Annotated in this window: 25 protein-coding genes; 8 read left to right on the forward strand and 17 right to left on the reverse strand. The window is 68.2% G+C overall.

All coding sequences use genetic code 11. From position 1 onward, the window contains the following. Positions 1–46 precede the first annotated feature (46 nt). The 8 genes from glcF to hyi form a co-directional block, all read right to left on the reverse strand. Positions 47–1,294, reverse strand: coding sequence for a glycolate oxidase subunit GlcF (gene glcF / locus GH681_RS11975; RefSeq protein ID WP_153161711.1), 1,248 nt, complete (start codon positions 1,292–1,294; stop codon positions 47–49). Between the two features lie 3 nt (positions 1,295–1,297). Then, positions 1,298–2,362 (reverse strand): glycolate oxidase subunit GlcE, encoded by a 1,065-nt coding sequence (glcE, locus tag GH681_RS11980; RefSeq protein ID WP_153161712.1) that lies wholly within the window; start codon positions 2,360–2,362, stop codon positions 1,298–1,300. Further along, positions 2,334–2,495, reverse strand: a complete 162-nt coding sequence (locus GH681_RS11985) for a hypothetical protein (protein ID WP_153161713.1) — start codon at positions 2,493–2,495, stop codon at positions 2,334–2,336. The genes glcE and GH681_RS11985 overlap by 29 nt, the downstream gene beginning before the upstream one ends. Next, entirely contained in the window at positions 2,495–4,009 is a 1,515-nt protein-coding gene (locus GH681_RS11990) for an FAD-linked oxidase C-terminal domain-containing protein (protein WP_153161714.1), read from the reverse strand. Before GH681_RS11990 ends, GH681_RS11985 begins: the two co-directional genes overlap by 1 nt. Beyond that, positions 4,009–4,770, reverse strand: a complete 762-nt coding sequence (locus GH681_RS11995; protein WP_153161715.1) for a FadR/GntR family transcriptional regulator — start codon at positions 4,768–4,770, stop codon at positions 4,009–4,011. The genes GH681_RS11990 and GH681_RS11995 overlap by 1 nt, the downstream gene beginning before the upstream one ends. A 77-nt stretch (positions 4,771–4,847) precedes the next feature. Then, positions 4,848–6,326, reverse strand: coding sequence for an amidase (locus GH681_RS12000; protein WP_153161716.1), 1,479 nt, complete (start codon positions 6,324–6,326; stop codon positions 4,848–4,850). Positions 6,327–6,520: 194 nt separating this feature from the next. Beyond that, entirely contained in the window at positions 6,521–7,393 is an 873-nt protein-coding gene (locus GH681_RS12005; protein WP_153161717.1) for an AraC family transcriptional regulator, read from the reverse strand. Next, positions 7,381–8,148, reverse strand: a complete 768-nt coding sequence (gene hyi / locus GH681_RS12010) for a hydroxypyruvate isomerase (protein ID WP_153161718.1) — start codon at positions 8,146–8,148, stop codon at positions 7,381–7,383. Before hyi ends, GH681_RS12005 begins: the two co-directional genes overlap by 13 nt. A gap of 135 nt (positions 8,149–8,283) precedes the next feature. On the opposite strand from hyi, the gene pcnB reads away from it, so the two are divergent. From pcnB to panC, 6 genes are all read left to right on the forward strand, one after another. Continuing rightward, positions 8,284–9,630 carry a polynucleotide adenylyltransferase PcnB gene (gene pcnB / locus GH681_RS12015; RefSeq protein WP_153161719.1) on the forward strand — a complete coding sequence of 449 codons (1,347 nt, stop codon included), beginning with the start codon at positions 8,284–8,286 and terminating at the stop codon, positions 9,628–9,630. Next, positions 9,627–10,133 (forward strand): 2-amino-4-hydroxy-6-hydroxymethyldihydropteridine diphosphokinase, encoded by a 507-nt coding sequence (folK, locus tag GH681_RS12020; RefSeq protein WP_153161720.1) that lies wholly within the window; start codon positions 9,627–9,629, stop codon positions 10,131–10,133. Before pcnB ends, folK begins: the two co-directional genes overlap by 4 nt. Next, positions 10,133–10,474 (forward strand): DMT family protein, encoded by a 342-nt coding sequence (locus tag GH681_RS12025; RefSeq protein ID WP_153161721.1) that lies wholly within the window; start codon positions 10,133–10,135, stop codon positions 10,472–10,474. Before folK ends, GH681_RS12025 begins: the two co-directional genes overlap by 1 nt. Before the next feature lie 16 nt (positions 10,475–10,490). Beyond that, the gene (locus tag GH681_RS12030; protein ID WP_153161722.1) at positions 10,491–11,129 is read left to right on the forward strand and encodes a deoxynucleoside kinase; all 639 of its coding nucleotides are present in this window, start codon (positions 10,491–10,493) and stop codon (positions 11,127–11,129) included. Positions 11,130–11,232: 103 nt separating this feature from the next. Further along, entirely contained in the window at positions 11,233–12,051 is an 819-nt protein-coding gene (gene panB, locus GH681_RS12035) for a 3-methyl-2-oxobutanoate hydroxymethyltransferase (RefSeq protein WP_153161723.1), read from the forward strand. A gap of 7 nt (positions 12,052–12,058) precedes the next feature. Further along, complete coding sequence (gene panC / locus GH681_RS12040; protein WP_153161724.1) at positions 12,059–12,895, forward strand: pantoate--beta-alanine ligase; 837 nt, start codon at positions 12,059–12,061, stop codon at positions 12,893–12,895. Positions 12,896–13,371: 476 nt separating this feature from the next. Here the strand turns inward: panC and GH681_RS12045 are convergent, their stop codons facing one another. Next, entirely contained in the window at positions 13,372–13,749 is a 378-nt protein-coding gene (locus tag GH681_RS12045; protein ID WP_153161725.1) for a hypothetical protein, read from the reverse strand. On the opposite strand from GH681_RS12045, the gene GH681_RS12050 reads away from it, so the two are divergent. Continuing rightward, complete coding sequence (locus GH681_RS12050; RefSeq protein WP_153161726.1) at positions 13,742–14,452, forward strand: hypothetical protein; 711 nt, start codon at positions 13,742–13,744, stop codon at positions 14,450–14,452. The two genes, GH681_RS12045 and GH681_RS12050, sit on opposite strands and share 8 nt — an antisense overlap. A 69-nt stretch (positions 14,453–14,521) precedes the next feature. On the opposite strand, the gene GH681_RS12055 is transcribed toward GH681_RS12050, so the two are convergent. The 3 genes from GH681_RS12055 to GH681_RS12065 all read right to left on the reverse strand — a co-directional run bounded on the left by GH681_RS12055 (position 14,522) and on the right by GH681_RS12065 (position 17,496). Next, entirely contained in the window at positions 14,522–15,001 is a 480-nt protein-coding gene (locus tag GH681_RS12055) for a hypothetical protein (protein ID WP_153161727.1), read from the reverse strand. 165 nt (positions 15,002–15,166) lie between these two features. Beyond that, positions 15,167–16,336: an ABC transporter permease gene (locus GH681_RS12060; protein ID WP_153161728.1), complete on the reverse strand. Its 1,170-nt coding sequence runs from the start codon at positions 16,334–16,336 to the stop codon at positions 15,167–15,169. Further along, positions 16,333–17,496 carry an FtsX-like permease family protein gene (locus GH681_RS12065; protein WP_153161729.1) on the reverse strand — a complete coding sequence of 388 codons (1,164 nt, stop codon included), beginning with the start codon at positions 17,494–17,496 and terminating at the stop codon, positions 16,333–16,335. The genes GH681_RS12060 and GH681_RS12065 overlap by 4 nt, the downstream gene beginning before the upstream one ends. A gap of 145 nt (positions 17,497–17,641) precedes the next feature. Between GH681_RS12065 and GH681_RS12070 the strand changes: the two genes are divergently transcribed. Next, positions 17,642–18,085, forward strand: a complete 444-nt coding sequence (locus tag GH681_RS12070; RefSeq protein ID WP_153161730.1) for a CBS domain-containing protein — start codon at positions 17,642–17,644, stop codon at positions 18,083–18,085. An 80-nt stretch (positions 18,086–18,165) separates the two neighbouring features. Here GH681_RS12070 and GH681_RS12075 read toward each other — a convergent pair whose 3' ends face one another. Genes GH681_RS12075 through GH681_RS12095 form a run of 5 tightly spaced genes read right to left on the reverse strand, consistent with a single transcriptional unit; the run spans position 18,166 to position 22,493 of the window. Then, positions 18,166–18,873, reverse strand: a complete 708-nt coding sequence (locus GH681_RS12075) for an ABC transporter ATP-binding protein (protein WP_153161731.1) — start codon at positions 18,871–18,873, stop codon at positions 18,166–18,168. Then, positions 18,870–20,075: an efflux RND transporter periplasmic adaptor subunit gene (locus tag GH681_RS12080; protein WP_153161732.1), complete on the reverse strand. Its 1,206-nt coding sequence runs from the start codon at positions 20,073–20,075 to the stop codon at positions 18,870–18,872. Before GH681_RS12080 ends, GH681_RS12075 begins: the two co-directional genes overlap by 4 nt. Before the next feature lie 36 nt (positions 20,076–20,111). Further along, positions 20,112–21,485 (reverse strand): ATP-binding protein, encoded by a 1,374-nt coding sequence (locus GH681_RS12085; protein ID WP_153161733.1) that lies wholly within the window; start codon positions 21,483–21,485, stop codon positions 20,112–20,114. Next, complete coding sequence (locus GH681_RS12090; RefSeq protein WP_153161734.1) at positions 21,482–22,147, reverse strand: response regulator; 666 nt, start codon at positions 22,145–22,147, stop codon at positions 21,482–21,484. Before GH681_RS12090 ends, GH681_RS12085 begins: the two co-directional genes overlap by 4 nt. Positions 22,148–22,151: 4 nt before the next feature. Continuing rightward, on the reverse strand, positions 22,152–22,493 hold the full coding sequence (locus tag GH681_RS12095) for a hypothetical protein (protein ID WP_153161735.1): 342 nt from the start codon (positions 22,491–22,493) through the stop codon (positions 22,152–22,154). Positions 22,494–22,508: the final 15 nt, after the last annotated feature.

Here is a 22,508-nt window from a genome sequence, read left to right on the forward strand (position 1 = left end):
AAGTTTAACCGTTTATCTCTTTAGTAATAAAGACGACGTTTCGCTTTCAGACTACCGGTGTGACTTTTTCATCGATCAATTCAATCCAATGTCGTATGGGCAGCGAGACCGCTGTTGCCAGGTGCTCGATGCAGCCGACATTGGCTGAAACTATGCAGTCGGCACCGTATTCTTGCAAGGCTGACACCTTCCCGTCACGCAGTTCACTGGCCAATTTGGGTTGCAGCAGCGAATACGTGCCCGCCGAACCGCAGCACAAATGAGAATCCCGCACCGGGACGAGCTCAAAGCCTGCTGCGGAAAGCAGGCTTTCGACCACCCCGCGGACCTTCAAACCGTGTTGCAAACTGCATGGCGCATGAAAAGCCAGCCGGCCGGCCTTGCCCTGCGTCCGGGATGACTCGAGCAAGGATGTCAGCGTCTTCATCTCGGCGGCGAGCACCTCGGCGACGTCACGGCTCATCGCGGCCACCTTCTCGGCCCTGGCGGCATAGGCCGGATCGTGCCGGAGCAGGTGGCCGTACTCCTTCACCTGCACGCCGCAGCCCGACGCCGTGACGACGATCGCCTCGACCTGGCCGGACTCGATAGCCGGCCACCAGGCGTCGATGTTTCGCCGCGCCTCGTCGCGCCCGCCGGCCTGATCGTGGAGGTGATAGCGGACGGCGCCGCAACATCCCGCGCTCTTTGCCTCGACCAGCGAAATCCCCAGCCGGTCGAGCACCCGGGCGGTGGCTGCGTTGATCACCGGGCGCATGGACGGCTGGACGCAACCCGCCAGCGCAATCATCCGCCGGACGTGACGCGGCGCCGGCCACGGCCCGGCAGCTTCGGCCGCCGGCACCTTCTCGGCGATCACCCGCGGCAGCAGCGGCTTGAACATCCGCCCAAGCCCCAGCGCCGAGCCGAACAGGCCGGTGTTTGGCACAAACTCCCGCAGCGCGGCGCGCTTCAGCTTGTCGGCACCGGTCCGCGGCACCTGCTGTTCGACGATGTGGCGGCCGATGTCGGCCAGCCGGCCGTACTGCACGCCAGAGGGGCAGGTCGTCTCGCAGGAGCGGCAGGTAAGGCAGCGATCCAGATGCAGGCGGGTCTTCTCGGTGGCGCGCTCGCCTTCGAGCACCTGCTTGATGAGGTAGATGCGCCCCCGCGGGCCATCCAGTTCGTCGCCCAGCAGTTGGTAAGTCGGGCAGGTGGCGGTGCAGAACCCGCAATGCACGCACTTGCGCAGAATCTCCTCGGCCTCGCGGCCTTCGGGCGTGTCGCGGATGAAATCGGCGAGATGGGTCTGCATCGCTCAGAACTCCGGATAAAGGCGACCGGGGTTGAAGATCCCTGCCGGGTCGAAGGCCTGCTTGAGATTGCGCTGCAGGGCCTGCATCGGCGCGGGCAGCGGATGGAAGACATCGCTGCGTCCCGCGCCGCCGCGAAACAGCGTGGCGTGGCCGCCGAGGGCTGCCGCGCGGACGCGGATTTCCACCACCGGCGCATCGGAGCGCAGCCAGCGCTGGGCGCCGCCCCACTCCACCAGCTGCTCGCCGGGCAAGGCCACGGCCAGCGCGTCGCTGGGCACCGAGAGCCGCCACAGGGGCAGTGTGCCGGCAAAAAAGTCATCCCGATGATCCCGCAGGCCGCGCCAAAGCACCGCCGCAGCGGCGTCCGCCAGCCGCTCGCCGCCAAGGCGTGCGATCGCCGCATCCACCGCTGCACCGGCGCCGGAGAGCCGCAGATGGAGCACACCACCCCGCCAGACGCTGGCCGACACCGGCAGCGGCTGGCCGGCCCACACGTTGAGCTGGTGCAACGCCGCCGCTTCGTCCATCTCGAAGCGCAAGGTCGCCTCGGCCACCGGCCTCGGCAGCACCTTCAGCGACACCTCGGCGATCAACCCAAGGGTGCCAAGGCTGCCCGCCAGGAAGCGCGAGACGTCGTAGCCTGCCACGTTCTTCATCACCTCACCACCAAAGCGCAGCACGTCACCGCGCCCGTCGATGAGGGTGGCGCCGAGCACGAAATCCCGCACGCCCCCCACCGCCGCCCGCCGCGGCCCGGCAAGGCCCGCCGCGACGCAGCCGCCCACGGTGCCGCCGTCGGCAAAATGCGGCGGCTCGAAGGCCAGCATCTGGTTCTCGGCCGCCAGTGCGGCTTCCAGATCGGCCAGCGGCGTGCCGGCGCGGACGGTCACCACCAGCTCGCTCGGCGCGTAATTGACGATGCCCCGGTATGCATCGGTGAGAATGGGCTCGCCCACCTCCGGCCCGCCGTAAAACGCCTTGGTGCCGCCGCCGCGGATGCACAGGGGCTGGCGGTTCGCCGCCGCCGCGCGGATGCGCTCACTCCACGCCTGAATCAGCTCGCTCACGCTTGCCTTCCTCCTTGTTGCGCCGCTCGGCCAGCCGGCCCGCGGTGCGCAGCCCCATCCAGGTGCCGATCAGCGACAGCACCGGAACGGCGACGAACAGAAACTGCAGCCATCCTTCGGAAATCGTTTCCATCAGAAGCGCGGCAGATCCGGATGAGCCTGGACCACGTTCGCCCCCATCCGCTCGCGGCCGTATTCGGCGCAGCGGTTGAGGGTCGGGATGGCCTTGCCCGGGTTGAGCAGCCCCTGCGGATCGAACGCCGCCTTCACGCGGTGGAAGGCGTTGAGCGTCGGGGTGGCGAACTGGCTGCACATCTGGTTGATCTTCTCGATGCCCACGCCGTGCTCGCCGGTGATCGTGCCGCCCAGCGCCACCGAGAGTTCCAGGATCTCCGCCCCGAAGGCTTCGGCCGTGTGCTGGTCGCCGGGTTTGTTGGCGTCGAAGAGGATCAGGGGGTGCAGGTTGCCGTCGCCCGCATGAAACACATTGATGCAGCGCATCGAATACTTCTTTTCCATCTGCTGGATGGCCTTCAGCATCTCGCCCAGGCGCTTGCGGGGGATCGTGCCGTCCATGCAGTAATAATCCGGCGAGATCCGCCCCGCCGCCGGAAACGCCGCCTTGCGACCGGCCCAGAAGCGCAGCCGCTCGCCCTCGTCACGGGACACACGCACCTCCGTCGCGCCGCTGGCTTCGAGGATGGCGCGAACGCGGGCGATCTCTTCGGCGACTTCCTCCGGCGTGCCGTCGGATTCGCACAGCAGGATCGCCTCGGCATCCAGCGGATAGCCCGCATGCACGAACTCCTCGACCGCCGCCGTGGCGGGCTGGTCCATCATCTCCAGCCCGGCCGGGATGATGCCCGCAGCGATCACCGCCGCCACCGCTTCGCCGGCCTTCACCACATCGTCGAAGGCGGCCAGCACGCACTGGGCGAGCTGCGGCTTGGGGGTGAGCTTGACGGTCACCTCCGTCACCACCGCCAGCATGCCCTCCGAGCCCGTGACCAGCGGCAGCAGGTCGTAGCCCGGCGTATCCAGCGCGAGGCTGCCAAACTCGACGATCTCGCCGGCGATGGTCACGCCGCGCACCTTGAGCAGGTTGTGGATCGTCAGCCCGTACTTGAGGCAATGCACGCCGCCCGAGTTCTCGGCCACGTTGCCGCCGATTGTGCAGGCGATCTGCGACGACGGATCGGGCGCGTAATAAAGGCCGAAGGGCGCCGCGGCTTCCGAAATCGCCAGGTTGCGCACGCCCGGCTGCACCACCGCGCGGCGGGCGTGAGCGTCGATCCGGATGATCTTCTTGAAGCGCGCCAGCGACAGCACCAACCCGAACTTGTGCGGCTGCGCCCCACCCGAAAGCCCGGTGCCCGCGCCCCGCGCCACCACTGGCACGCCCAGGGCGGCGCAGATCTTCAGGATCTCCACCACCTGCGCCTCGGTTTCAGGCAGCGCCACCACCATTGGCACCTGACGCAGCGCCGACATGCCGTCGCATTCGTAGGGCCGCAGGTCTTCCAGATCGTGGAGCAGGCTGGCTGCGGGCAGCACGCGCGACAGCGATGAGACCAGCCGCGCCTTGTCCACCGTTGAAAAGTCGCGCTCGGCGACGCTGAAATCGGGTAGATCGGCCGGCTCGCCCATCAGGTCTCCTCCTCGTTGTTCGGTCCGCTCATGCGGGGCGACAGCATCACGCCCAGGCGCCCCGCGGCGCTCACGATGTGCCTTTCGGCCGCCGCCCGGGCCGCAGCGGGATCGCCCGCCGCGATGGCCTCGAACAGCGCCCGGTGTTCGTTCTGGGATGCCTGCGCCAGCCCGCCATCCCGGCCGTCGCGGCTCCAGGTGGGCTGGCGGGAGCCGGAGAACTCCTGGCTCACGAATTCGATGAAACGATGGATCAGCGGGTTGCCGCTTGCCGCCGCCACGGCGCAGTGAAAGGCGTCGTCGGCGCCGGCCCCGTCGCCCGAGTCCGCCACGCTCTCCATGGCCGCGTCCATCGCGGCCAGCGCCTCGCCAATCTGCGTGAGGCTTTGCGGGGTATGCCGCACGGCGGCCCGCTCGGCCGCGGCCGCTTCGACGATCAGGCGCAGCTCGAACACATCCCGCGCGTCGTGGGCGCTCGCCGGCAAACCAGCGTTCATCCGGAAGGCCGCCGCACCAGGGCGCGTGGCAACAAACACCCCCGAACCCTGACGGCTCTCCACCAGTCCCTCGGCCTTCAGCCGCGCCACCGCCTCGCGCACCACGGCCCGGCTCACCGCAAACTGGGCGCCCAACTGGGCTTCCGTCGGCAACCGTTCGCCTGGCGTCAGCGCCCCGCTGCGGATGCGCTTTTCCAGCGCCAATCCGACGGCATCGGAAAGGCGCTGGGGGCGGTTGATCTGATGGAAGCGGGTCGCGGCCATTGGTCAGCTTGTCTGACAAGTTCGACGCAGTCTAAGAGAGCCGGGACGCCCCTGTAAAGGGGCGCGGGCCGTGTCGATCAACGCAGGGCTGGCGGCATCAGAAAACCACCCAGCGCGGGCTCGAGCCGTGCCGCCGCAGCCAGCAACGCGTCATCACCCCAGCGCCGGCCGACCAGCTGCACACCCACCGGAAGCCCATCCTCGACACCCGCCGGAAGCGCCACCACCGGGCTGCCGCTGAGGGAGAACGGCACCGTCAGCCCGATGGTCGCCTCCAGGTAGGGCAGCCGCTGGCCCGCCACAGTAAGCCGGGGCGGCCGGTCGAAAGGCCCGAGGGGCTGGCCGGGATAGGCAACGGTGCTCGCCACCGGGCACAGCAGCGCATCCACATCGGCCAGTTCGGCCTCCAGTTGCTGGATCCACTGCTCCCGTCGATCGAGCGCCCGGTTGTACGCCCGCATGTCGAAACGCAAGCCGCGGGAGATCGCGCGCATCAACTGTTCCGAAGGGGGCAGCAGGTGCCGCAGCACCAGAAACGCGTGCCGCTGCCAGCCCGGCATGCCCAGCCCGATCTCCACGCCAGCGATGAGCCCGAAGACCTCCCTCAGTTCCGCCGGGTCGACTCCCGCCCCGGAGCCGCGACGAAGCACATGGCCGGCGGCAGACAGCTTCTCCGGCAGCCGCGCGAACACCGCCCGGGTCCGCTCGCACAGGGGCAGCCCCCAGTCGTCCCACAGCAACAGACGCAGCGGACGGCCATCATCGCGGCGCGACGCCCCGGCCACCGGAAGCGCCGGCACTTCGCTGTCGATCCCATCGGGCCCGGCCATCACCGCAAGGCCAAGCTGAAGATCGGCCACCGAGCGCCCCAGCGCGCCAAACGACAACATCCGCCGCACGCTGCGCACGCCGCCCAGATGTTCCGGCAGGTGCGGGATGTGGCCGGTGCGTGGAATGCGGTTCTCGGTGGCCTTGAAACCGCTCACCCCGCAGTACGCCGCCGGAATCCGGATCGACCCGGCCAGATCGCTGCCGGCCTCCAGCAACGAGAAGCCCGCGGCCACGGCGACTGCTGCGCCGCCCGAGCTGCCGCCCGGCGTCAGGGCCGGGTTCCAGGGATTGCGCGTCAGCCCGAAGAGCGGGCTCCAGCAATGGGGCGCACCGGCCAGCTCCGGCAGGTTGCTCTTGCCGACGATCACCGCCCCGGCCGCCCGCAGGCGAGCCACCACGGTCGCGTCCCGGTCCGGCACGTAATCCGTCAGCGGCTTGAAGCTCGCCGTCGTCCGCAGGCCCCGCGTTTCGAACGCGTCCTTGATGGACACTGGCACACCCAGCAGCGGCGGCAAATCCCCGCCTGAGGCGCGCTTCCGGTCGGCGGCCTTCGCGGCGGCCCGCGCGCCAGCCTCATCGAGGGTCACCAAAGCATTTAGGCCCGGATTGAAGCGGGCAACCCGCGCCAGACACGCATCCAGCAAGGCTTCGGCAGACAGGCGCCCTTCACGGATGTCTTGCGCGGCTGCCGAGGCGGTGAGCGTATTCAGCTGGCTGTCGTTCATCACGCGCCCTCCCTGGCTGACGAGTCCACGAAATGTCCGCGCCGACCTGGGTCGAGCGACGCGGCGGGAAAATCTCGGGAAGACGGCAAGCGTGGTCGGGTCATGGCGTGGGCAGGCTGAGTGGATGGAAGACGTCAGCCTGCCCGCGTGCCGCCCGGCAGTATTGAACCCAGACGACATGCCAGCCCGAGGAATCAGAAACCGGAGGGTCCGAAATGCCGTGCCCGCATCAGCGGGTCGATGCGATAGGGCCAGAACGCCGGATCGTCGCCCGCCACGCCCGCCAGCAGGCCGGCGGGCGAATGCCCGGTGAAACGCCGCACGTCCCGGCACAGGTGGGCCTGATCCGCATATCCCGCGGCCACCGCAATTTCCGCCCAGCCGTCGGCCGGACTCGTCGCCGCACCCAGCGCCTGCAGCAGGCGGCTGCAGCGCAATTGCTGGCGATAACTCCGCAGCGGCTGGCCGTAGCTATCCCGAAAGCGCCGTTCGAACTGCCGCTGACCAAGGCCGAACTGCGCCGCCAGCGCAGCGCCGGGAAGGGACAGCAGCGCCGGGGGCACCCACAGGTCGGGCTGCCCAGCGGTATCGCGTCGCAGCGCTTCCAGCAGCCTCCACAGCCGGAGAAGATCGCCCTGCGTCGCATCCGCGGGCGCCAGTCCGTCGACAAAACGCGCCAGCACTCCTCGGCCAGCGCCATCCAGCACCTCCGCCAGGTCGACCGCCTCTTCCATCAGCGCTCCCGCCGGCACGCCGAACAGCGCCCCCACCCCGCCGGGCAGGAGCGACAGGGTGACGATCCGGGTGCCCACCTCGGCCCGGGCATCGCGGGGGCCGCGTGTCCCGCCACACAACGCCAGCCGGGGAAGCGGCACCTCCACGCCATCGCGCAGCACCACGATGCCGCCCTGCACGATCACCAGCAGCACCGGATGCAGCGCCGCCGGCAGGATGTAACGACCGCCGGGCAGATGCGTGACCAACGCGCTGCGCACGCAGTCGGCAAGCCCCGGGGACGGCGGATGGATTCCGTCCGGAAGCATCCTTCCGCCGCTCAGACCATCCACTCGAAGGAATCCTCGGTCGGCCCGGTGGGCACGTATTCGCAGCCGATCCAGCCTCCGTATCCGATGGCCTTGAGGTGCCGGAACAGGAAGGGAAAGTTGATCTCGCCGGTGCCCGGCTGATGACGGCCGGGGTTGTCGGCCAGCTGGATGTGGCCGATGCGCGGCAGCGCCGATTCGAGCGTGCGCGCCAGGTCACCCTCCATCACCTGGGCGTGGTAGATGTCGAACTGCAGGCCCAGGTTCGGCCGGTCGGCCGCGTCGAGCACGGCCAGCGCCGGCGCGGTACGGTCGATCAGGAAGCCCGGCGTGTCGCGGGTGTTGAGGGGTTCCATCAGCACCTGCCGCTCGGCGGGAGCGAAGGCGTCGGCGGCAAGGCGCAGGTTATCCACCAGCGTGGCGGTGAGCACCGCCTCGTCCACACCATCGGGGCGCCGCCCGGCGAGGCAATTGACGCGCGGGCAGGCCAGCGCCTCGGCGTAGCGAGCCGCCAGCTCGACGCCGTCGCGAAACTCGCCGACCCGATCCGGCAGGCAGGCGATTCCCCGCTCGCCGGCAGCCCAGTCGCCAGCCGGAAAGTTGAACAGCACCACCTCGACCGCCGCCCGGTGCGCCGCATCGACGACCTCATCCACGGGGAAGGCGTAGGGAAAGTGAAACTCGACCGCCTTGAAACCATTGGCCGCCGCCGCGGCAAAACGATCAAGAAAAGGCCGCTCGAGGAACAGGAAAGACAGGTTGGCAGAGAAGCGCAGCATCGGAAAACCTCCTGGATCAGCGTCCAAACAGGGGAAACACCAGCCCGGAGCGGCCCAAAACGACCACATCACGAAAAGCCGGCCATTCGTTGGGTTATCATGCGCGACTTGAACCCGATAATCCAAGCCCCACCAATGATCCGCAAACTGCTGCGCCGGGTTTTCCGCCGCGCCGCACCCGCCAACGCCCTTCCCGATCCTGCCGTGATTCCCGTCAGCCGCCATGGCGTCCGCCGGGAGCAGATTTCCCCCGCCGCCAACAAGGTCTGCACGGTGCTGCAGGAAGCCGGCCACAAGGCCTACGTCGTCGGCGGCGCGGTGCGCGACATCATCGTCGGCCAGACCCCGAAGGATTTCGACGTGGCCACCAGCGCCACGCCCGAAGAAGTCCGCGCCCTGTTCCGCCGCTCGCGGATCATCGGCCGCCGCTTCAAGATCGTGCATGTGATGAGCGGCCCGGAGACCATCGAAGTCTCCACCTTCCGCGCCATGCAGGACGCCGAATCCACCGAAACCGACGAGCACGGCCGGGTGCTGCGCGACAACGTCTTTGGCAGCATGGCCGAAGATGCCACCCGCCGCGATTTCACCGTCAACGCGCTGTACTACAACCCGTCCGACGAAACCGTCATCGACTACCACCACGGCGTGGCCGATCTCCAGCAAAAAACGCTGCGCATGATCGGCGACCCGCGCGTGCGCTACCGTGAAGACCCGGTGCGCATGCTCCGCGCCGCCCGCCTGGGCGCCAAGCTCGGCCTGACCATCGACCCCGCCGCCCGCGCCCCGATCCGCGAGATGGCCGAGCTCCTCGAAAACGTGCCGCCGGCGCGCCTCTTCGACGAGATGCTCAAGCTGCTGATGTCCGGCCACGCGGTCAAGTGCCTGCGTCAGCTGCGCGAGGAAGGCCTGCACCACGGCCTGCTGCCGCTGCTCGATGTGATCCTCGAACAGCCGCTGGGCGAACGCTTCGTGTGGCTGTCACTCGAAAACACCGACGATCGCGTCCGCCAAGGCAAGCCGGTATCGCCCGGCTTCCTGTTCGCCACCCTGCTGTGGCACGAGGTGCTGGCCGACTGGGAAGCCCGCAAGGCCGACGGCGCCCATTCGCAGCCCGCGCTCTTCGATGCGATGGACGCGGTGCTCGACAAGCAGTCGGGCAAGCTTGCCATCACCCGCCGCATCGCCGGCGACATCAAGGAGATCTGGGCGCTCCAGCCGCGCTTCGAAAAACGCGCCGGCAAGACGCCCTACCGCCTGCTCGAGCAACCGCGTTATCGCGCTGGCTGGGATTTCCTGCGCCTGCGCGCCCAATCCGGCGAGATTCCGATGGAGCTTCCCGACTGGTGGGACGCCTTCGCCGACGCCAACCCGGATTCCCGCGAGTCCATGCTCGTCCCCGACAAGGCCGGCACCGCCAAGAAACGCCGTCGTCGTCGCAAGCCCTCGGGCGCAGGCAGCAATCCGCCGGCCGACGCATGAGCAGCGCAGTGCCCGCGCGCACCCGCGCCTACGTGGCGCTGGGCGCCAACATCGGCGAGCCGGTCCGCCATCTGCGGGCCGCCGTCGTCGACCTCGACACCCTGCCGGGCACCACCGTGGTCGCCCGCTCGTCCCTGTATCGCAGCGCGCCGGTCGGGCTGCTGGATCAGCCTGATTTCATCAACGCGGTGGTGTCGGTCGACACCACCCTGGCGCCGCTCGAACTGCTCCACGCCCTCCTCGCCATCGAAGCCCGTCACGGCCGCGTGCGCAGCGTGCCCAATGCCCCGCGCACGCTGGACCTCGATCTGCTGCTCCACGGCGATACGACGATGACCAGCCCGGAGCTCACCCTGCCCCACCCGCGCATGCACGAACGCGCCTTCGTGCTGCTGCCCCTCGTCGAGATCGCCCCGGACGTCGTTCTTCCCGGCCTCGGCCCGGCGCACGGTTTCCTCCCCGCGGTGGCCAGCCAGGAAATCTCCCGCAGCGAGCCGATGTAATGCCGATCTGGGCCCAGACCAGCCTGCTGCTGGCCGCCTCGAATGTCTTCATGACCTTCGCGTGGTACGGCCACCTGAAGAACCTCGCCACCTATCCGTGGTACATCGCGGCTTTCGTGAGCTGGGGTATCGCGCTGTTCGAGTACCTCCTGCAGGTGCCGGCCAACCGCATCGGCGCCCAGGAGCTCAACCTCGCTCAGCTGAAGATCATGCAGGAGGTGATCACCCTCACGGTGTTCGTCCCCTTCGCCGTTTTCTACATGCAGCAACCCCTCAAGCTTGACTATCTGTGGGCGGCCCTGTGTATCCTAGGCGCCGTGTACTTCATCTTCCGCGCCTGAAAGGCGGAGACACCCCATGCTCGAAAAAGCGCGCTACATCGTCGTCGAAGGCCCCATCGGTGCTGGCAAGACGACTCTCGCGAAGCGCCTCGCCGCGCGCATCAACGCCGATCTGCTGCTCGAAAACCCGGCCGCCAATCCGTTTCTGGGGCGTTTCTACCAGAACATGGAGCGCTGGGGCCTGCCTACCCAGATCGCCTTCCTGTTCCAGCGCAGCGAACAGCTCGCCGCCTTCGATCACGCCCACGATCCCTTCCGGCGCATCGTCTCCGACTTCCTGATCGACAAGGACCCGCTCTTCGCCGAGCTCAACCTTGCCGAAGACGAACTCCAGCTCTATCGCCAGCTCTACGACCGCCTGAAGCCCAGCGTGCGCAAGCCCGACCTGGTGATCTACCTGCAGGCCCAGCCCGACATCCTGATCGACCGGGTGCGCCGCCGCGGCGTCGAATCCGAGCGCAAGATCAGCGAGGCCTACCTGCAGCGCGTAGCCGAGCGCTACGCCACCTTCTTCCACCACTACGATGCAGCGCCGCTGTTCATCGTGAATGCCGAATCCCTCAATCCCGTCGACAAGGACGAGGATTTCGAGCTGCTGTATTCCCGCCTGCTGGCCATGCGCAGCTACCGGGAATTCTTCGGCTACGCCGGCTGACGCCCCAACGCCACCACCCGCCATCTCCCGACCTTTCGCACCCGACGCCCGCTTGTGCCCTGCACAAGTTTGGGGTTAACTGCCGCCGCGAGGAGGAACCGTCATGAGCTACCTGCAGGACAACACCAAACCCGTCACCCTTTTCGAGCTCGGCAAGATGCGCGCCGAAGGCCGCAAGATCGTCATGCTCACCGGCTACGACGCCAGCTTTGCCGCGCTGCTCGAACGCTGCGGCGTCGATGTGATCCTGGTGGGTGATTCCCTGGGCAACGTCCTGCAGGGCCAGAAGACCACCCTGCCGGTCACCGTCGAGCAGATGGCCTATCACACCGAATGCGTCTGCCGCGGTGCCAACCGTGCCTTCGTCGTCACCGACATGCCCTTCGGCAGCTACGCCGAAAGCCCCGAGCAGGCCATGCGCAACGCCGTCCGCCTGATGGCCGCCGGCGCCCAGATGGTCAAGCTCGAAGGCGGCGCCTTCATGGCCGAGACCGTGCGCTTCCTGGTCGAGCGCGGCGTGCCGGTGTGCGCCCACATCGGCCTCACCCCCCAGTCGGTGCATCAGCTGGGCGGCTACCGGGTCCAGGGCAAGAGCGACGCCGGCGCCGCCGTGCTGAAGGCCGACGCCCTGGCCCTCGAACAGGCCGGCGCGGCCCTCGTCGTGATGGAGATGGTGCCCTCGCAGCTCGCCGCCGACATCACCAGCAGCCTCAACACCATGGCCACCATCGGCATCGGCGCCGGCGTGGATTGCCACGGCCAGGTGCTGGTGCTGCATGATCTCATCGGCGTCTTCCCCGGCAAGCGCCCGCGCTTCGCCAAGAACTTCATGGAAGGCGCGTCGAGCATCGACGAAGCCGTCACCCGCTATGTGACCGACGTGCGCGAGTCGCGCTTCCCCGGCCCCGAACACAGCTACTGATCCCGCCATGCAGATCCACCCGACCATCGCCGGCCTGCGCGCCGCCCTTGCCGCCAACCCGAACGCCCGCGTCGCCTTCGTGCCCACCATGGGCAACCTCCACGACGGCCACATCTCGCTAATGCGCCAGGCGCGCGAACACGCCGACATCGTGGTGGCGAGCATCTTCGTCAACCGCCTGCAGTTCGGCCCCAACGAAGACTTCGACAAGTACCCGCGCACCTTCCAGAACGATTGCGCGCGCCTCACCGAAGCCGGCGTCGACCACCTCTTCGCGCCCGACGAGAAGGAGATGTACCCCGAACCCCAGCGCTACCACGTCGAGCCCAATCCGGCCCACACCGACATCCTCGACGGCGCCGCCCGGCCCGGCCACTTCCGCGGCATGGCCACGGTGGTGCTCAAGCTGTTCAACATCGTCCGCCCCCACGTGGCGCTGTTCGGCAAGAAGGATTACCAGCAGCTGATGATCATCACCAACATGGTCCGGGAGTTCGCCCTGCCCATCGAGATCATCCGCGGCGAAACCAGCCGCGCCGACGACGGCCTCGCGCTGTCGTCCCGCAATGGCTACCTGACGCCCGAGCAGCGCGCCGAAGCGCCACGCCTGCAGCGCCAGCTCAAGTGGATCCGCGAACGCATCAACGCCGGCGAGCACGATTTCCTGCGCCTCGAAACCGAGGCCGTGGCCGAGCTCGCCGCCCACGGCTGGCAGCCCGACTACATCTCGATCCGCCGCCGCAGCGACCTGCACCCGCCCAAGGACGCAGCCGATGGCCCGCTGGTCGTGCTGGGTGCAGCCAAGCTCGGCGCCACCCGGCTCATCGACAACCTCGAAATCTGATCCCCGCGCCGGCGGCACGCACCGCCGGCCGCCCGACCATGCACATCCCGGGACACGCCGACTTTGGAGCCCGCATGCCAGACGGGCTGACCCGCACTGCACGCGTGCTGTTCTGGCTGGCGCTGGTGGCGATCGTCGGGCTCAACCTGTTCAACGTCGGTCAGCCGATCCTCGAGCAGCACGGCTTCCGCCAGACCCAGACCGCCCTCACCGCCCATTACCTGCAGCTCGACGGCTTCTCGCTGCGCTACCCCACGCCGGTGGTCGGCGAGCCCTGGTCGATCCCCTTCGAGCTCCCGATCTACCAGCAGCTCGTCGCCACCGCCGCCAGCACCCTCGGCACGCCGCTCACCACCACCGGCCGGGTCATCAACCTGATCTTCGTGCTGCTGTGCTGCATCCCGCTGCGCTGCGGCCTGCGCAGGCTGAAAGTCGATCCGGCCGCCATCGACTTCTCCCTCGCGCTCTTCCTCACCTCACCCATCTACCTCTTCTGGGCCGGCACCTTCATGATCGAAGGCGCGGCCCTGTGCTTCACGCTGGCCTTCCTGTACTACGCGCTCAAGGTTTTCCAGCGGGACATGAGCAACCGGGATTTCGTCTTCCTCATCCTCTTTCTTGGCCTCGCGCTGCTCCAGAAGATCACCACCCCCGCGCCCGTGCTGGCCCTCTTCGGCCTCGCCGCCGGCTATCTCGTGCTGATCCGCCGGCAGGCCGCGCCGATCCCCGGCTTCGTGGTCAAGCTGGCGGTGACATGGGTAAAGTTCTCGGATGCAGTGAAGCTCGACAACCCCATCGGCGCGCTGCTCACTTCGGCCAAGCTCTCCGCCTGGAACTACGGCACCCTTGAACAACGCCTGTCCGGCGACTTCTGGGGGCAAGGTGGTGTTCAACCGCAACATCAAGAAGGCCACCTTCAACGTCATCGGCCTGCTGTTCGTGATCGCCGCGTTCTTCGTGGTCCGCGACCGTATCGCCCGGCGGATCATCGCCGCCAGCCTGGCGCTGTTCGTGCTGCCCTTCCTGCTGTTCACCAACCTGCACGCCATCCACAACTACTACCAGACGGCGAACTCGGTGTTTCTGTCGGTGGCGGTCGGCGTGGCGGTCATCCACGTCCTGCGCGAGCGCCGACTCGGCCGTGGGGCGGTGGGCGTCGGCGTGCTTGTCGCCTTCGTCGTCTCCAACGCCGTGTTCTTCCACAACAACTATTTCGATCTCAAGGCCATGCGCTTCACCGGCGCCGAGCGCACCCTCGCGGTGGCCAGCTACGTCAAGGCCAACACGCCCGCCGACCAGCCGGTGATCTGGTACGGCTTCGACTGGTCCAGCGAGGCCGCCTTTTATTCCGGGCGACGCTCCCTCACGGTGCCCGACTGGGATCGGCTGGAACTCGACGTGCTCGAAAACCCCGGCCGCTTCCTGCGCAGCGCGCCATCGGCCATCGTGCTCTGCCCCACGCCGCGGCACGACGCAGAGCTCGCCCGGGGCATCGCCGAGCGCTACCCGCAGGCCCGGACGGCCGTGGTTGCCGACTGCCGCATCCACCTGCTCTGACCCGGCGCCCAAAATGAATCGGGGCCGATCCGCCCAGCGGACCGGCCCCGACTGCTATCCACCGACGCCTCAGGCTGCGTGATGGAATCGCGCGATCAGCAGCGCCTCGGCGCCGGTTTCCCGCCGCCGGATCTGCCCGAAATTCTCGGCCAGCTCTTCGCACTGGCGAATATCCTCGATCAGGAAGTGCCGCAGGCGCACGCACAGCGCCAGCTCGCTCACCGCCGGCTCGACGACGCAGGCCGTGCGGATCGCATGGACGACTTCGGGATAGACCGGATCCTTCGCCAAGAGCCCGGCCAGCCGGATGCGCACATGGTGCGCGACAGGCGAGCCCGCAGGCGACCGTTTGAGGGCATGGATGACCTGCAGCGCGCCGCGACGGGCATCCCGGTGATGACCGAGCGCCTGGTCGTTGGCGATGCGGCCGATCGAGACCATCCACTCGGTTGGAATCGATTTGTCTGCCCCCGAACGGGAGCGCACAAACTGCCAGGCGGCCAGCATCAGCACCAGCAGCCCGGTGCACGTGATCAGCGTGGTGTCCATGATGAGCCTCCTACAAATGAGTTCTTACGCTCAAAGGTTAGAAGGCGTCCGAGGCCGCCGTTGCCGATTACTTCACGCTCCCCCGAGGACATCCCAACGGCAAGGGGTGAAGATCACGCGACTGAGAAATCGGTCACATTCTCATCTACGCATCCGCAGCGCGGATCAGGACTCCCGCAGCGCGCTGACGATGTTCATCCGGGCCGCCCGCGCCGCCGGCATGAAACCACCCACCAGCCCCATGCCAAGGGCGAAGAGCAGCGTCTTGACGGCGATGGGCAAGGTCAGCCGGAAGCTGAAGGCCAGCTCCGAAAACGACTGCCAGTTCATCGTCGAGATGGTGAACACCTGCATCAGCGACGCCGCCGCCAGGCCCGCGAGCCCGCCCAGCAGCGACAACAGCAGGCTTTCGGCCATGAAGGCGAGCAGCACGCTCGATTTACGAAAGCCCAGCGCCCGCAGGGTGCCGATCTCGCCGGTGCGGCTGGCCACCGCCGCGTACATGGTGATCGCCGCGCCGATCACCGCCCCAATCGAGAAGATCACCGACAGGGTGAGCCCCAGAATGTTGATGAAGTTCGCCAGCATCGCCGACTGGTCGGCGTAGAAGGTTCGCTCCAGCTTGGCTTCGAGGGTCAGCCGCGGGTCGTCCTCCAGCGTCCGCCGGGCATCGGCAAACGCCGACGCATCCACCAGCCGGAACACCACCGACGAGAACGCATTGCGGCGGAAGGTCTGCAGCAGCTGGTCGGCGTCGCCCCAGATCTCGGAATCGAAGCCGCTCTTTCCCGCATCGAAGACGCCCACCACCCGCCAGTCGCGCCCACCAAAACGCACCGGGTCGCCCAGGCCCATGCCCCGGAAGCGCGCCGCGATGCTGCTGCCCACGATGATCTCGTTGGAGCCCGGCGCAAACATCCGACCCTCGACGATCTGCAGCTGCGGCCGCAGCATCACCCCTGCTTGCCCCACGCCGCGGATGATGACGTTGGCCGGCTTCTCCGAATCGCGCTTGGCCAGCGTGATGAGCACCACCGTCTCCTTCGACACCAGCGGCACGCCACCGCCGCCGCGGGCGATCTGCGGCAGGCTCTCGATCAGCGCCGCCTGGCCGCGCTCGATCACGCTCTGGACTTCAGTCTCCGACCCCTTGCGGATCACCACCACGTTGTCCGGCTGGCCGGTTTCCACCAGCGTTTCCTTGAGGCCCTGATCGAGCATCAGCACCGCGGCGAAGACGAACACCACCAGCGCCATGCCGCCGGCCGTCAGCGCTGTGGTGAGCCGCCGCGCCCACAGGTTGCGCAGGCTGTAGGAGAACGGGATCACCTTCATGCCACCGCCCTCAAGCCGTCCACGATCGCCAGTCGGGCGACCCGGCGCATGGGCAGCAGCGCAGCCACCACGCCCACCGTGAGCGCACAGCCGGCCTGGAGCAGCACGGTGGCCTCGGAGACGTTGAAGACGGGAAACAGCGTGCCCATCTTTGCCGCAAAGGCCGTGGCCACCGGGAAGGTCAGCCCGATCCCGATCAGCCCGCCGGCGCCCGCCAGCATCAGGCTCTCGCCGCAGATCATCGCCGCCACAAAGCCCGGCGAGAACCCCAGCGCCTTCAGGGTGGCGTACTCGGCGGTGCGCTCCCGGGCGGTCATCGCCATGGTGTTGGCCATCACCGCCATGATGATGAAGATCACCAGATACGACACGATGCGGATCGCCACCACGATGGCCTCGGTCATCGCCACAAAACCCAGCTGAAAGGCCTTCTCGGTCTCGGTGAGCGTCTCGGCGCGGGAATTGACGAACTCCGCGTCGATGGCGCGGGACACCGCCGCCACCTGGTCGGCGCCGGTCACTTCGGCGATGAACACCCCCACGTTGTTGGCCCGGCCGGGCATCTTCGCCTTGACCACCTCGTTGAGGTAGGCCCAATGGAGGAACATCTGGGATTGATCGGTGCCCTTCTTCGCGCCGTCGTAGATGCCGCGCACCACGAAATCCCAGTTGCCGGCGTAGATCGTACCCTTCAGCGTGAGCGTGTCGCCCACCTTGAAACCGTAGGTGTCGGCCAGCTTGCGCCCGACGATGCAGCCCTTGCGATCGCGCAGAAAATCCCGCATCTGCGCCTCGGGCACCACGAACTCCGGGTACAGCCGGAAATAGCTCTCCCCATCCACCGCAAACTGGGCAAAGAAGTTCTTCGGCTCCTTGTAGATGCCGCCAAACCAGTTCGCCCAGCTCAGGTCGCGCACGCCGTCCACAGCGCGGATCTTGTCCTTGTAGGTGAGCGGCAGCGGAAACACCAACGAGATCGAGCTGCGGGTGATCAGCCGATTGGCGGCGGCCCCTTCCGCCCCCGCGTACCACGCGTCCACCACCGTGCCAAGCAGGCCGAAGGCGAGGATCGCCACCACCATGCCCAGCACCGTCAGCCCGGAGCGCAGCCGATGCCGCCAGGCGTTGCGGAAGATCAGCCTGAAAAAGCTACCCGACATGCCGGCGGCCTGACATCAGATTGCATGAAAACCCGGACGCCCTATTGCGCTCTTGCGATCCAGCCCCCAAGCTATACACTTTCAACGGGCGGCGACGCAGCGCCGTCCTGCGCCTGGAAACCAATAACGAGGAGGGACTCAGACAATGGCTGCAACGGTTCAACAAATTCTCCAGACCAAAGGCAACGCGAGCTACGCCGTCACCCCTGACACCACCGTGCTGCAGGCCCTGCAACTGATGGCCGAGCGCAACATCAGCGCCGTGCTGGTCATGGAAGGCGAGCGCCTCGCCGGGATCTTCACCGAGCGCGATTACGCCCGCAAGGTGGTGCTCAAGGGCCTCGCCTCGAAGGACACCCGGGTCGGCGATCTGATGACCGCGAACGTCCTCACCGTCTCGCCCTCCCACACCATCGACGACTGCATGGGCATCATGACCAAGAACCACGTCCGCCACCTGCCGGTGGTCGACCACGGCAAGCTCGTCGGCCTCATCAGCATCGGCGACGCGGTCAAGTCGGTGATGGAGCAGCAGCAGGCCACCATCGACCAGCTGGCTGGCTACATCTCCGGCGGCATGAGCACCTGACACCTCCTGGCCCCGGCCAGCAAGAGCCCCGTCCTGCTCCGGCACGACGGGGTTTTTGTTATTTACGCCGGCGCAGCCACTCATCGCGGACGGACGACCTCGCGTGCCGACAGCTCGCCTTTCTCCAGGTGCATGATCGCGTGGGCGGCCTCGGCCGCCCGCTGGTCGTGGGTCACCATCACGATGGTCTTGCCGACCTCGTCGTTGAGACGTTGCAGGAGCTTCAGCACGTCGTTGGCCGAATCGCGATCCAGATCCCCCGTGGGCTCGTCGGCGACGATCAAGGTCGGGTCCGATACGAGCGCCCGGGCAATCGCAACCCGCTGCTGCTGACCGCCTGAAAGCTCGTTGGGCGTGTGATCCATCCGGTCGGCCAGGCCCACCATCTCCAGCGCAAATTCGGCCCGGGCACGCCGCTCGCGGCCGCTGAGGCCGGTCAGGAGCAGCGGCAGCTCCACGTTTTCGCGGGCATCGAGCACCGGCATCAGGTTGTAGAACTGGAAGATGAAGCCGATATTCTTCGCCCGCCAGTCGGCCAGATCGGCCTCGTCGAGGCGCGTGATGTCCTCGCCGGCCACGATCAGCTCGCCACCGTCCGCCCGGTCGATGCCGGCGATCAGGTTGAGCAGCGTGCTCTTGCCCGAGCCGGATGGCCCCATCAGGGCCAGGAACTCCCCCGCCGCGATGTCGAAGCTGATCCCGGCCAGCACAGGCACCAGCTGGTTGCCCCGGCGATAGCGCTTGTGCACGTCGCGCAGGCGCACCAGCGGATCAGGTGAAACGCTCATTTGCCGGCGCTCACCGCCGCGCCATCCCGCAGCGACGCCGGCGGGCGCAGCACCAGCCGCTCGCCCGGCTTCACCCCGCTCACCTCGACCAGATCGCCGATCTTCGCGCCGGTCTTCACGGCGACGCGGGTGGCCACGCCATCCGCCACCCGGAAAACCGCCGCAACGCCATCGGCCTGGACGACCGCCTCGCCGTGCACCGCGGTGCGTGCCTTGCGCTGCTCGGGCGACAGCGCCTCGGCCAGAAACGCCACCTTGGCGCTCATCTCCGGCAACACCCGCGGATCGGGGTCGAGGAAGCGGATCTTGGTCATCACGCTGGCCTTGGTCCGATCGACGGTGGGCACCAGCCGCGACACCTCGCCCCGGAAACGCAGCTCGGGAAAAGCGTCGAGCTGGATCTCGCAAGGCTGGCCAGGTTTGATGCGGGCGATGTTGGATTCCGACACGTCGGCCTCGACCTCCAGCGTGCTCATGTCGGCCATGCTCACCACCGCGCCCTTACTGTCGGCGGCGGCCGAGAGATTGGTGATCAGATCGCCCACGTTGGCGTTCTTGACCAGCACCACCCCATCGAAAGGCGCACGGATCTCGGTCTGCCCCACCGCCACGCTGGCCGCCAGCCGGCCGGCTTCGGCCGCCCGCTCGGCCGCCTGGGCCGAACCCAGCGCCGCCCGGGCCTTGAGCGCCCGCGCCTCGGCCTGATCCACCTGGGCCTGGGCAATGAAGTTGCGCGCCTTGAGATCCCGCGCCCGCCCCAGGGCCAGCTCGGCATCGCCGAGTTCCGCCCGCGCCTGCCCGATGTTGGCCCGGGCCACCCCCACATTGGCGTCGGCCTGCTGCAGCTGGGCGGTCACGTCGCGCTGTTCAAGCCGGGCGATGAGTTCGCCGGCCTTCACCACCGAGCCTTCCCGCACCCCCAACCATTCGAGCCGACCGGTAGCCTTGGAACCCACCGCCGCCTTGCGCTGGGCCACCACGTAGCCGGTGGCGTTGAGCAGCGTCACGCCCTGGTAGGGCCAGGCTTCACCCACAGTCACGGTCTCGACGGCAACCGGCGCGTTCATCCGCCCGAACACCGCCAGCCCACCCGCCAGCACGATGGCGAGCCCGCCCAGCAGCCAGCGCTTGCTGAGGCGCCGCCGGGGCGGTCGAGAGGCCTGACGGTCGATGCGCAGACGGGAGAGATCGGTTTCGCTCATGGCGAGGCAGTCGGCAGAAAGGATGACCCGCGCATTCTAACCCGTGGTCTCGGGCGCAAAGCGCACCACGACCGCGAGCCCCGCCCCGCCGTCGGCCCGGCTCAGACCATCTTCGAAGGCCAGCGTGGCGCCGGTGATCTCCGCAATCCGGCCGACGATGGACAGGCCCAGCCCGCAGCCTTCAGCCTCGACCGCCGGACCCCTGGCGAAACGGGTGAGCATCTGCGCCCGCTCGGCCGGCGGAATGCCCGGTCCGTCGTCGGCCACCTGCAGGCTGCGCGCGGTCGCGTCCAGCAACACCACCACCCTGCCACCTTCGGGCGAGTAACGCAGGGCGTTATCCACCAGATTGCGCAGCAGCACCTCCAGCCACCAGCGATTGCCACTGAGCGCGAAGGATGCCGGCGCCTCCAGCGCCAGGGTCTGGCCACGACGCAGGGCCTGGGGCGTGAGCACCGAGCACACGCCTTCGGCGAGTTCAGCCAGATCGAAGCGATCCATCGCCCCCCGCCCCGCGTCCGGATCGAGCCGGGCCAGCGTGAGCAGCTGCTCGACCAGATGGCTCATCCGGTCCACGCCCGTGGCCACCTGTTCCAGCGCGTGCTTGCGGGTCGCCTCATCACCGGCCCGGGCGGCCACCTGGGCCTGGATCTTCAGCGCGGCCAGCGGCGTGCGCAGCTCGTGGGCGGCATCGGCGGTAAAGCGCCGCTCGTTGTCGAGCACCTCGCTGACCCGCCCCACCAGGGCGTCGATGGACGTGACCAGTGGCGCAATCTCCGCCGGCAGCGGGCCCGGCACCTGCACCGGCGCCAGCCGCCGCGGGTCCAGCCCGCCCACGGCTTTGGCGGTGGCGCTCACCGGCCGCAGCGCCCGCCCGACCACCGCCCACATACCCAGCGCCATCAGCGGCAGGCCGATGCAGATCGACAGCAGCAGATGCAGCGCGAAGGTGCCCGCCAGCCGGTAACGGGCGCCGTGGTTCTGGCCGACGATCACCCGGTAACCGCTGTGGTCGTGATCGATGGTGAAGAAGCGCCACAGTTCGCCTTCCAGATCGTGCTCGTCGAAACCCGGCGCGGAGGCCACCGGCTCGAACGGCATCTCCGACGAGCGCACCAGCAGCTGCCAGGCGCCGCCGTCGTCCCGCTTCCAGGCCTGGAAAGCCACCGGCAGCTGGTAGGCGTGCTGGTGCTCGGCCATCTCGCCGGCCACCAGCGGGTTGCCTGTGGCGACGATGGCAAGCAGGGTTTCGGCCACCTGCACCATCTGGGCGTCGAACAACGAATCGGCCTCGGCATGGGCGGTGCGAAAGGCCAGCATCGCCGTCAGCCCCCAGAACAGCGCCAGCACGCCGATCAGCAGCGCCACCAGGCGCCGGCGCAGGGAATACACCGCCCGGGGCGCGCTCACCGCGGCGCCTCATCCACCATGTAGCCCACCCCGCGCACGGTGCGGATCAGGTCGGCGCCGAGCTTCTTGCGCAGGTGATGGATGTGCACCTCCAGCGCGTTGCTGCCCACCGCCTCGCCCCAGGCGTAAAGCTGCTCGTCGAGCCCCCGGCGGGTGAGCACCCGGCCGGCGGCCTCGAGGAGCATCTGGAGGAGATCGAACTCCCGGCCGGTAAGCACCACCGGCTCGCCCCTCAGCGTGACGCTGCGCGCCGCCGGATCGAGCACCACCTCGCCGTGGCGCAGGCTGGCCTCGGCCCGGCCCCGGGCGCGACGCGCCAGCGCCCGCAGGCGGGCGGCCAGCTCGTCCAGATCGAAGGGTTTGACGACGTAATCATCGGCACCCAGATCGAGGCAACGCACCTTGTCGGCCACCTGATCCCGGGCGGTGAGCACCAGCACCGGCACCGCATTGCCCGCGCCACGCAGGGCCGACAGCACCGACAGGCCATCGCGCCGCGGCAGGCCCAGATCGAGCACGATGGCGGCGAAGCTCTCCGCGGCCACGGCTGCCAGCGCCGCCTCGCCGTCCCGCACCCAGTCGACGGCGAAGCCGGCCCCGCACAGGCCGGCCTTCACGCCGTCGCCCAGCAGACGGTCGTCCTCAACCAGCAGGATGCGCATCGGTTCAGAAGGCCTTGATGTAGCTCACACCGGTGGGCCCGAGCAGCCAGTTGCCGGTGCGCACGCCCACGTAGGCGCCCACGGCGTTCCAGCCCATGTCCTTCCACGAGAAGCGGTTGCAGTCCTGTCCGGCGTCGTAGAGCTCCTTGGCAAGGCCGGGGATCAAGGCGAGGCCGACGGCCGTCGCGGTGTCGTCGGTGAGCCGCGAGGCGCCCACGCCGAGGGCGGCCGACACGCCGAAATGGGCGGCCTTGTCGCTGCCGCTCCAGCTGTCGTGATAGGGGCCGCAGGCATGGGCCGGCGCGGCAAGGCTGGCAAGCAGGGCAAGGCAGGACAGGTTCTTCAAGGAGGTGCTCCGAAA

The organism is Zoogloea sp. 1C4, assembly GCF_009469605.1.
GTDB lineage: Bacteria > Pseudomonadota > Gammaproteobacteria > Burkholderiales > Rhodocyclaceae > Zoogloea > Zoogloea oryzae.

What these genes read in the sequence shown, in the direction of transcription:
- glcF (WP_153161711.1), bottom strand. Translation starts at nt 1,294, where the DNA reads ATGCAGACCCATCTCGCCGATTTCATCCGCGACACGCCCGAAGGCCGC.
- GH681_RS11985 (WP_153161713.1), bottom strand. Translation starts at nt 2,495, where the DNA reads ATGGAAACGATTTCCGAAGGATGGCTGCAGTTTCTGTTCGTCGCCGTT.
- GH681_RS11990 (WP_153161714.1), bottom strand. Translation starts at nt 4,009, where the DNA reads ATGGGCGAGCCGGCCGATCTACCCGATTTCAGCGTCGCCGAGCGCGAC.
- GH681_RS11995 (WP_153161715.1), bottom strand. Translation starts at nt 4,770, where the DNA reads ATGGCCGCGACCCGCTTCCATCAGATCAACCGCCCCCAGCGCCTTTCC.
- GH681_RS12000 (WP_153161716.1), bottom strand. Translation starts at nt 6,326, where the DNA reads ATGAACGACAGCCAGCTGAATACGCTCACCGCCTCGGCAGCCGCGCAA.
- hyi (WP_153161718.1), bottom strand. Translation starts at nt 8,148, where the DNA reads ATGCTGCGCTTCTCTGCCAACCTGTCTTTCCTGTTCCTCGAGCGGCCT.
- pcnB (WP_153161719.1), top strand. Translation starts at nt 8,284, where the DNA reads ATGATCCGCAAACTGCTGCGCCGGGTTTTCCGCCGCGCCGCACCCGCC.
- folK (WP_153161720.1), top strand. Translation starts at nt 9,627, where the DNA reads ATGAGCAGCGCAGTGCCCGCGCGCACCCGCGCCTACGTGGCGCTGGGC.
- GH681_RS12025 (WP_153161721.1), top strand. Translation starts at nt 10,133, where the DNA reads ATGCCGATCTGGGCCCAGACCAGCCTGCTGCTGGCCGCCTCGAATGTC.
- GH681_RS12030 (WP_153161722.1), top strand. Translation starts at nt 10,491, where the DNA reads ATGCTCGAAAAAGCGCGCTACATCGTCGTCGAAGGCCCCATCGGTGCT.
- panB (WP_153161723.1), top strand. Translation starts at nt 11,233, where the DNA reads ATGAGCTACCTGCAGGACAACACCAAACCCGTCACCCTTTTCGAGCTC.
- panC (WP_153161724.1), top strand. Translation starts at nt 12,059, where the DNA reads ATGCAGATCCACCCGACCATCGCCGGCCTGCGCGCCGCCCTTGCCGCC.
- GH681_RS12055 (WP_153161727.1), bottom strand. Translation starts at nt 15,001, where the DNA reads ATGGACACCACGCTGATCACGTGCACCGGGCTGCTGGTGCTGATGCTG.
- GH681_RS12060 (WP_153161728.1), bottom strand. Translation starts at nt 16,336, where the DNA reads ATGAAGGTGATCCCGTTCTCCTACAGCCTGCGCAACCTGTGGGCGCGG.
- GH681_RS12065 (WP_153161729.1), bottom strand. Translation starts at nt 17,496, where the DNA reads ATGTCGGGTAGCTTTTTCAGGCTGATCTTCCGCAACGCCTGGCGGCAT.
- GH681_RS12070 (WP_153161730.1), top strand. Translation starts at nt 17,642, where the DNA reads ATGGCTGCAACGGTTCAACAAATTCTCCAGACCAAAGGCAACGCGAGC.
- GH681_RS12075 (WP_153161731.1), bottom strand. Translation starts at nt 18,873, where the DNA reads ATGAGCGTTTCACCTGATCCGCTGGTGCGCCTGCGCGACGTGCACAAG.
- GH681_RS12080 (WP_153161732.1), bottom strand. Translation starts at nt 20,075, where the DNA reads ATGAGCGAAACCGATCTCTCCCGTCTGCGCATCGACCGTCAGGCCTCT.
- GH681_RS12090 (WP_153161734.1), bottom strand. Translation starts at nt 22,147, where the DNA reads ATGCGCATCCTGCTGGTTGAGGACGACCGTCTGCTGGGCGACGGCGTG.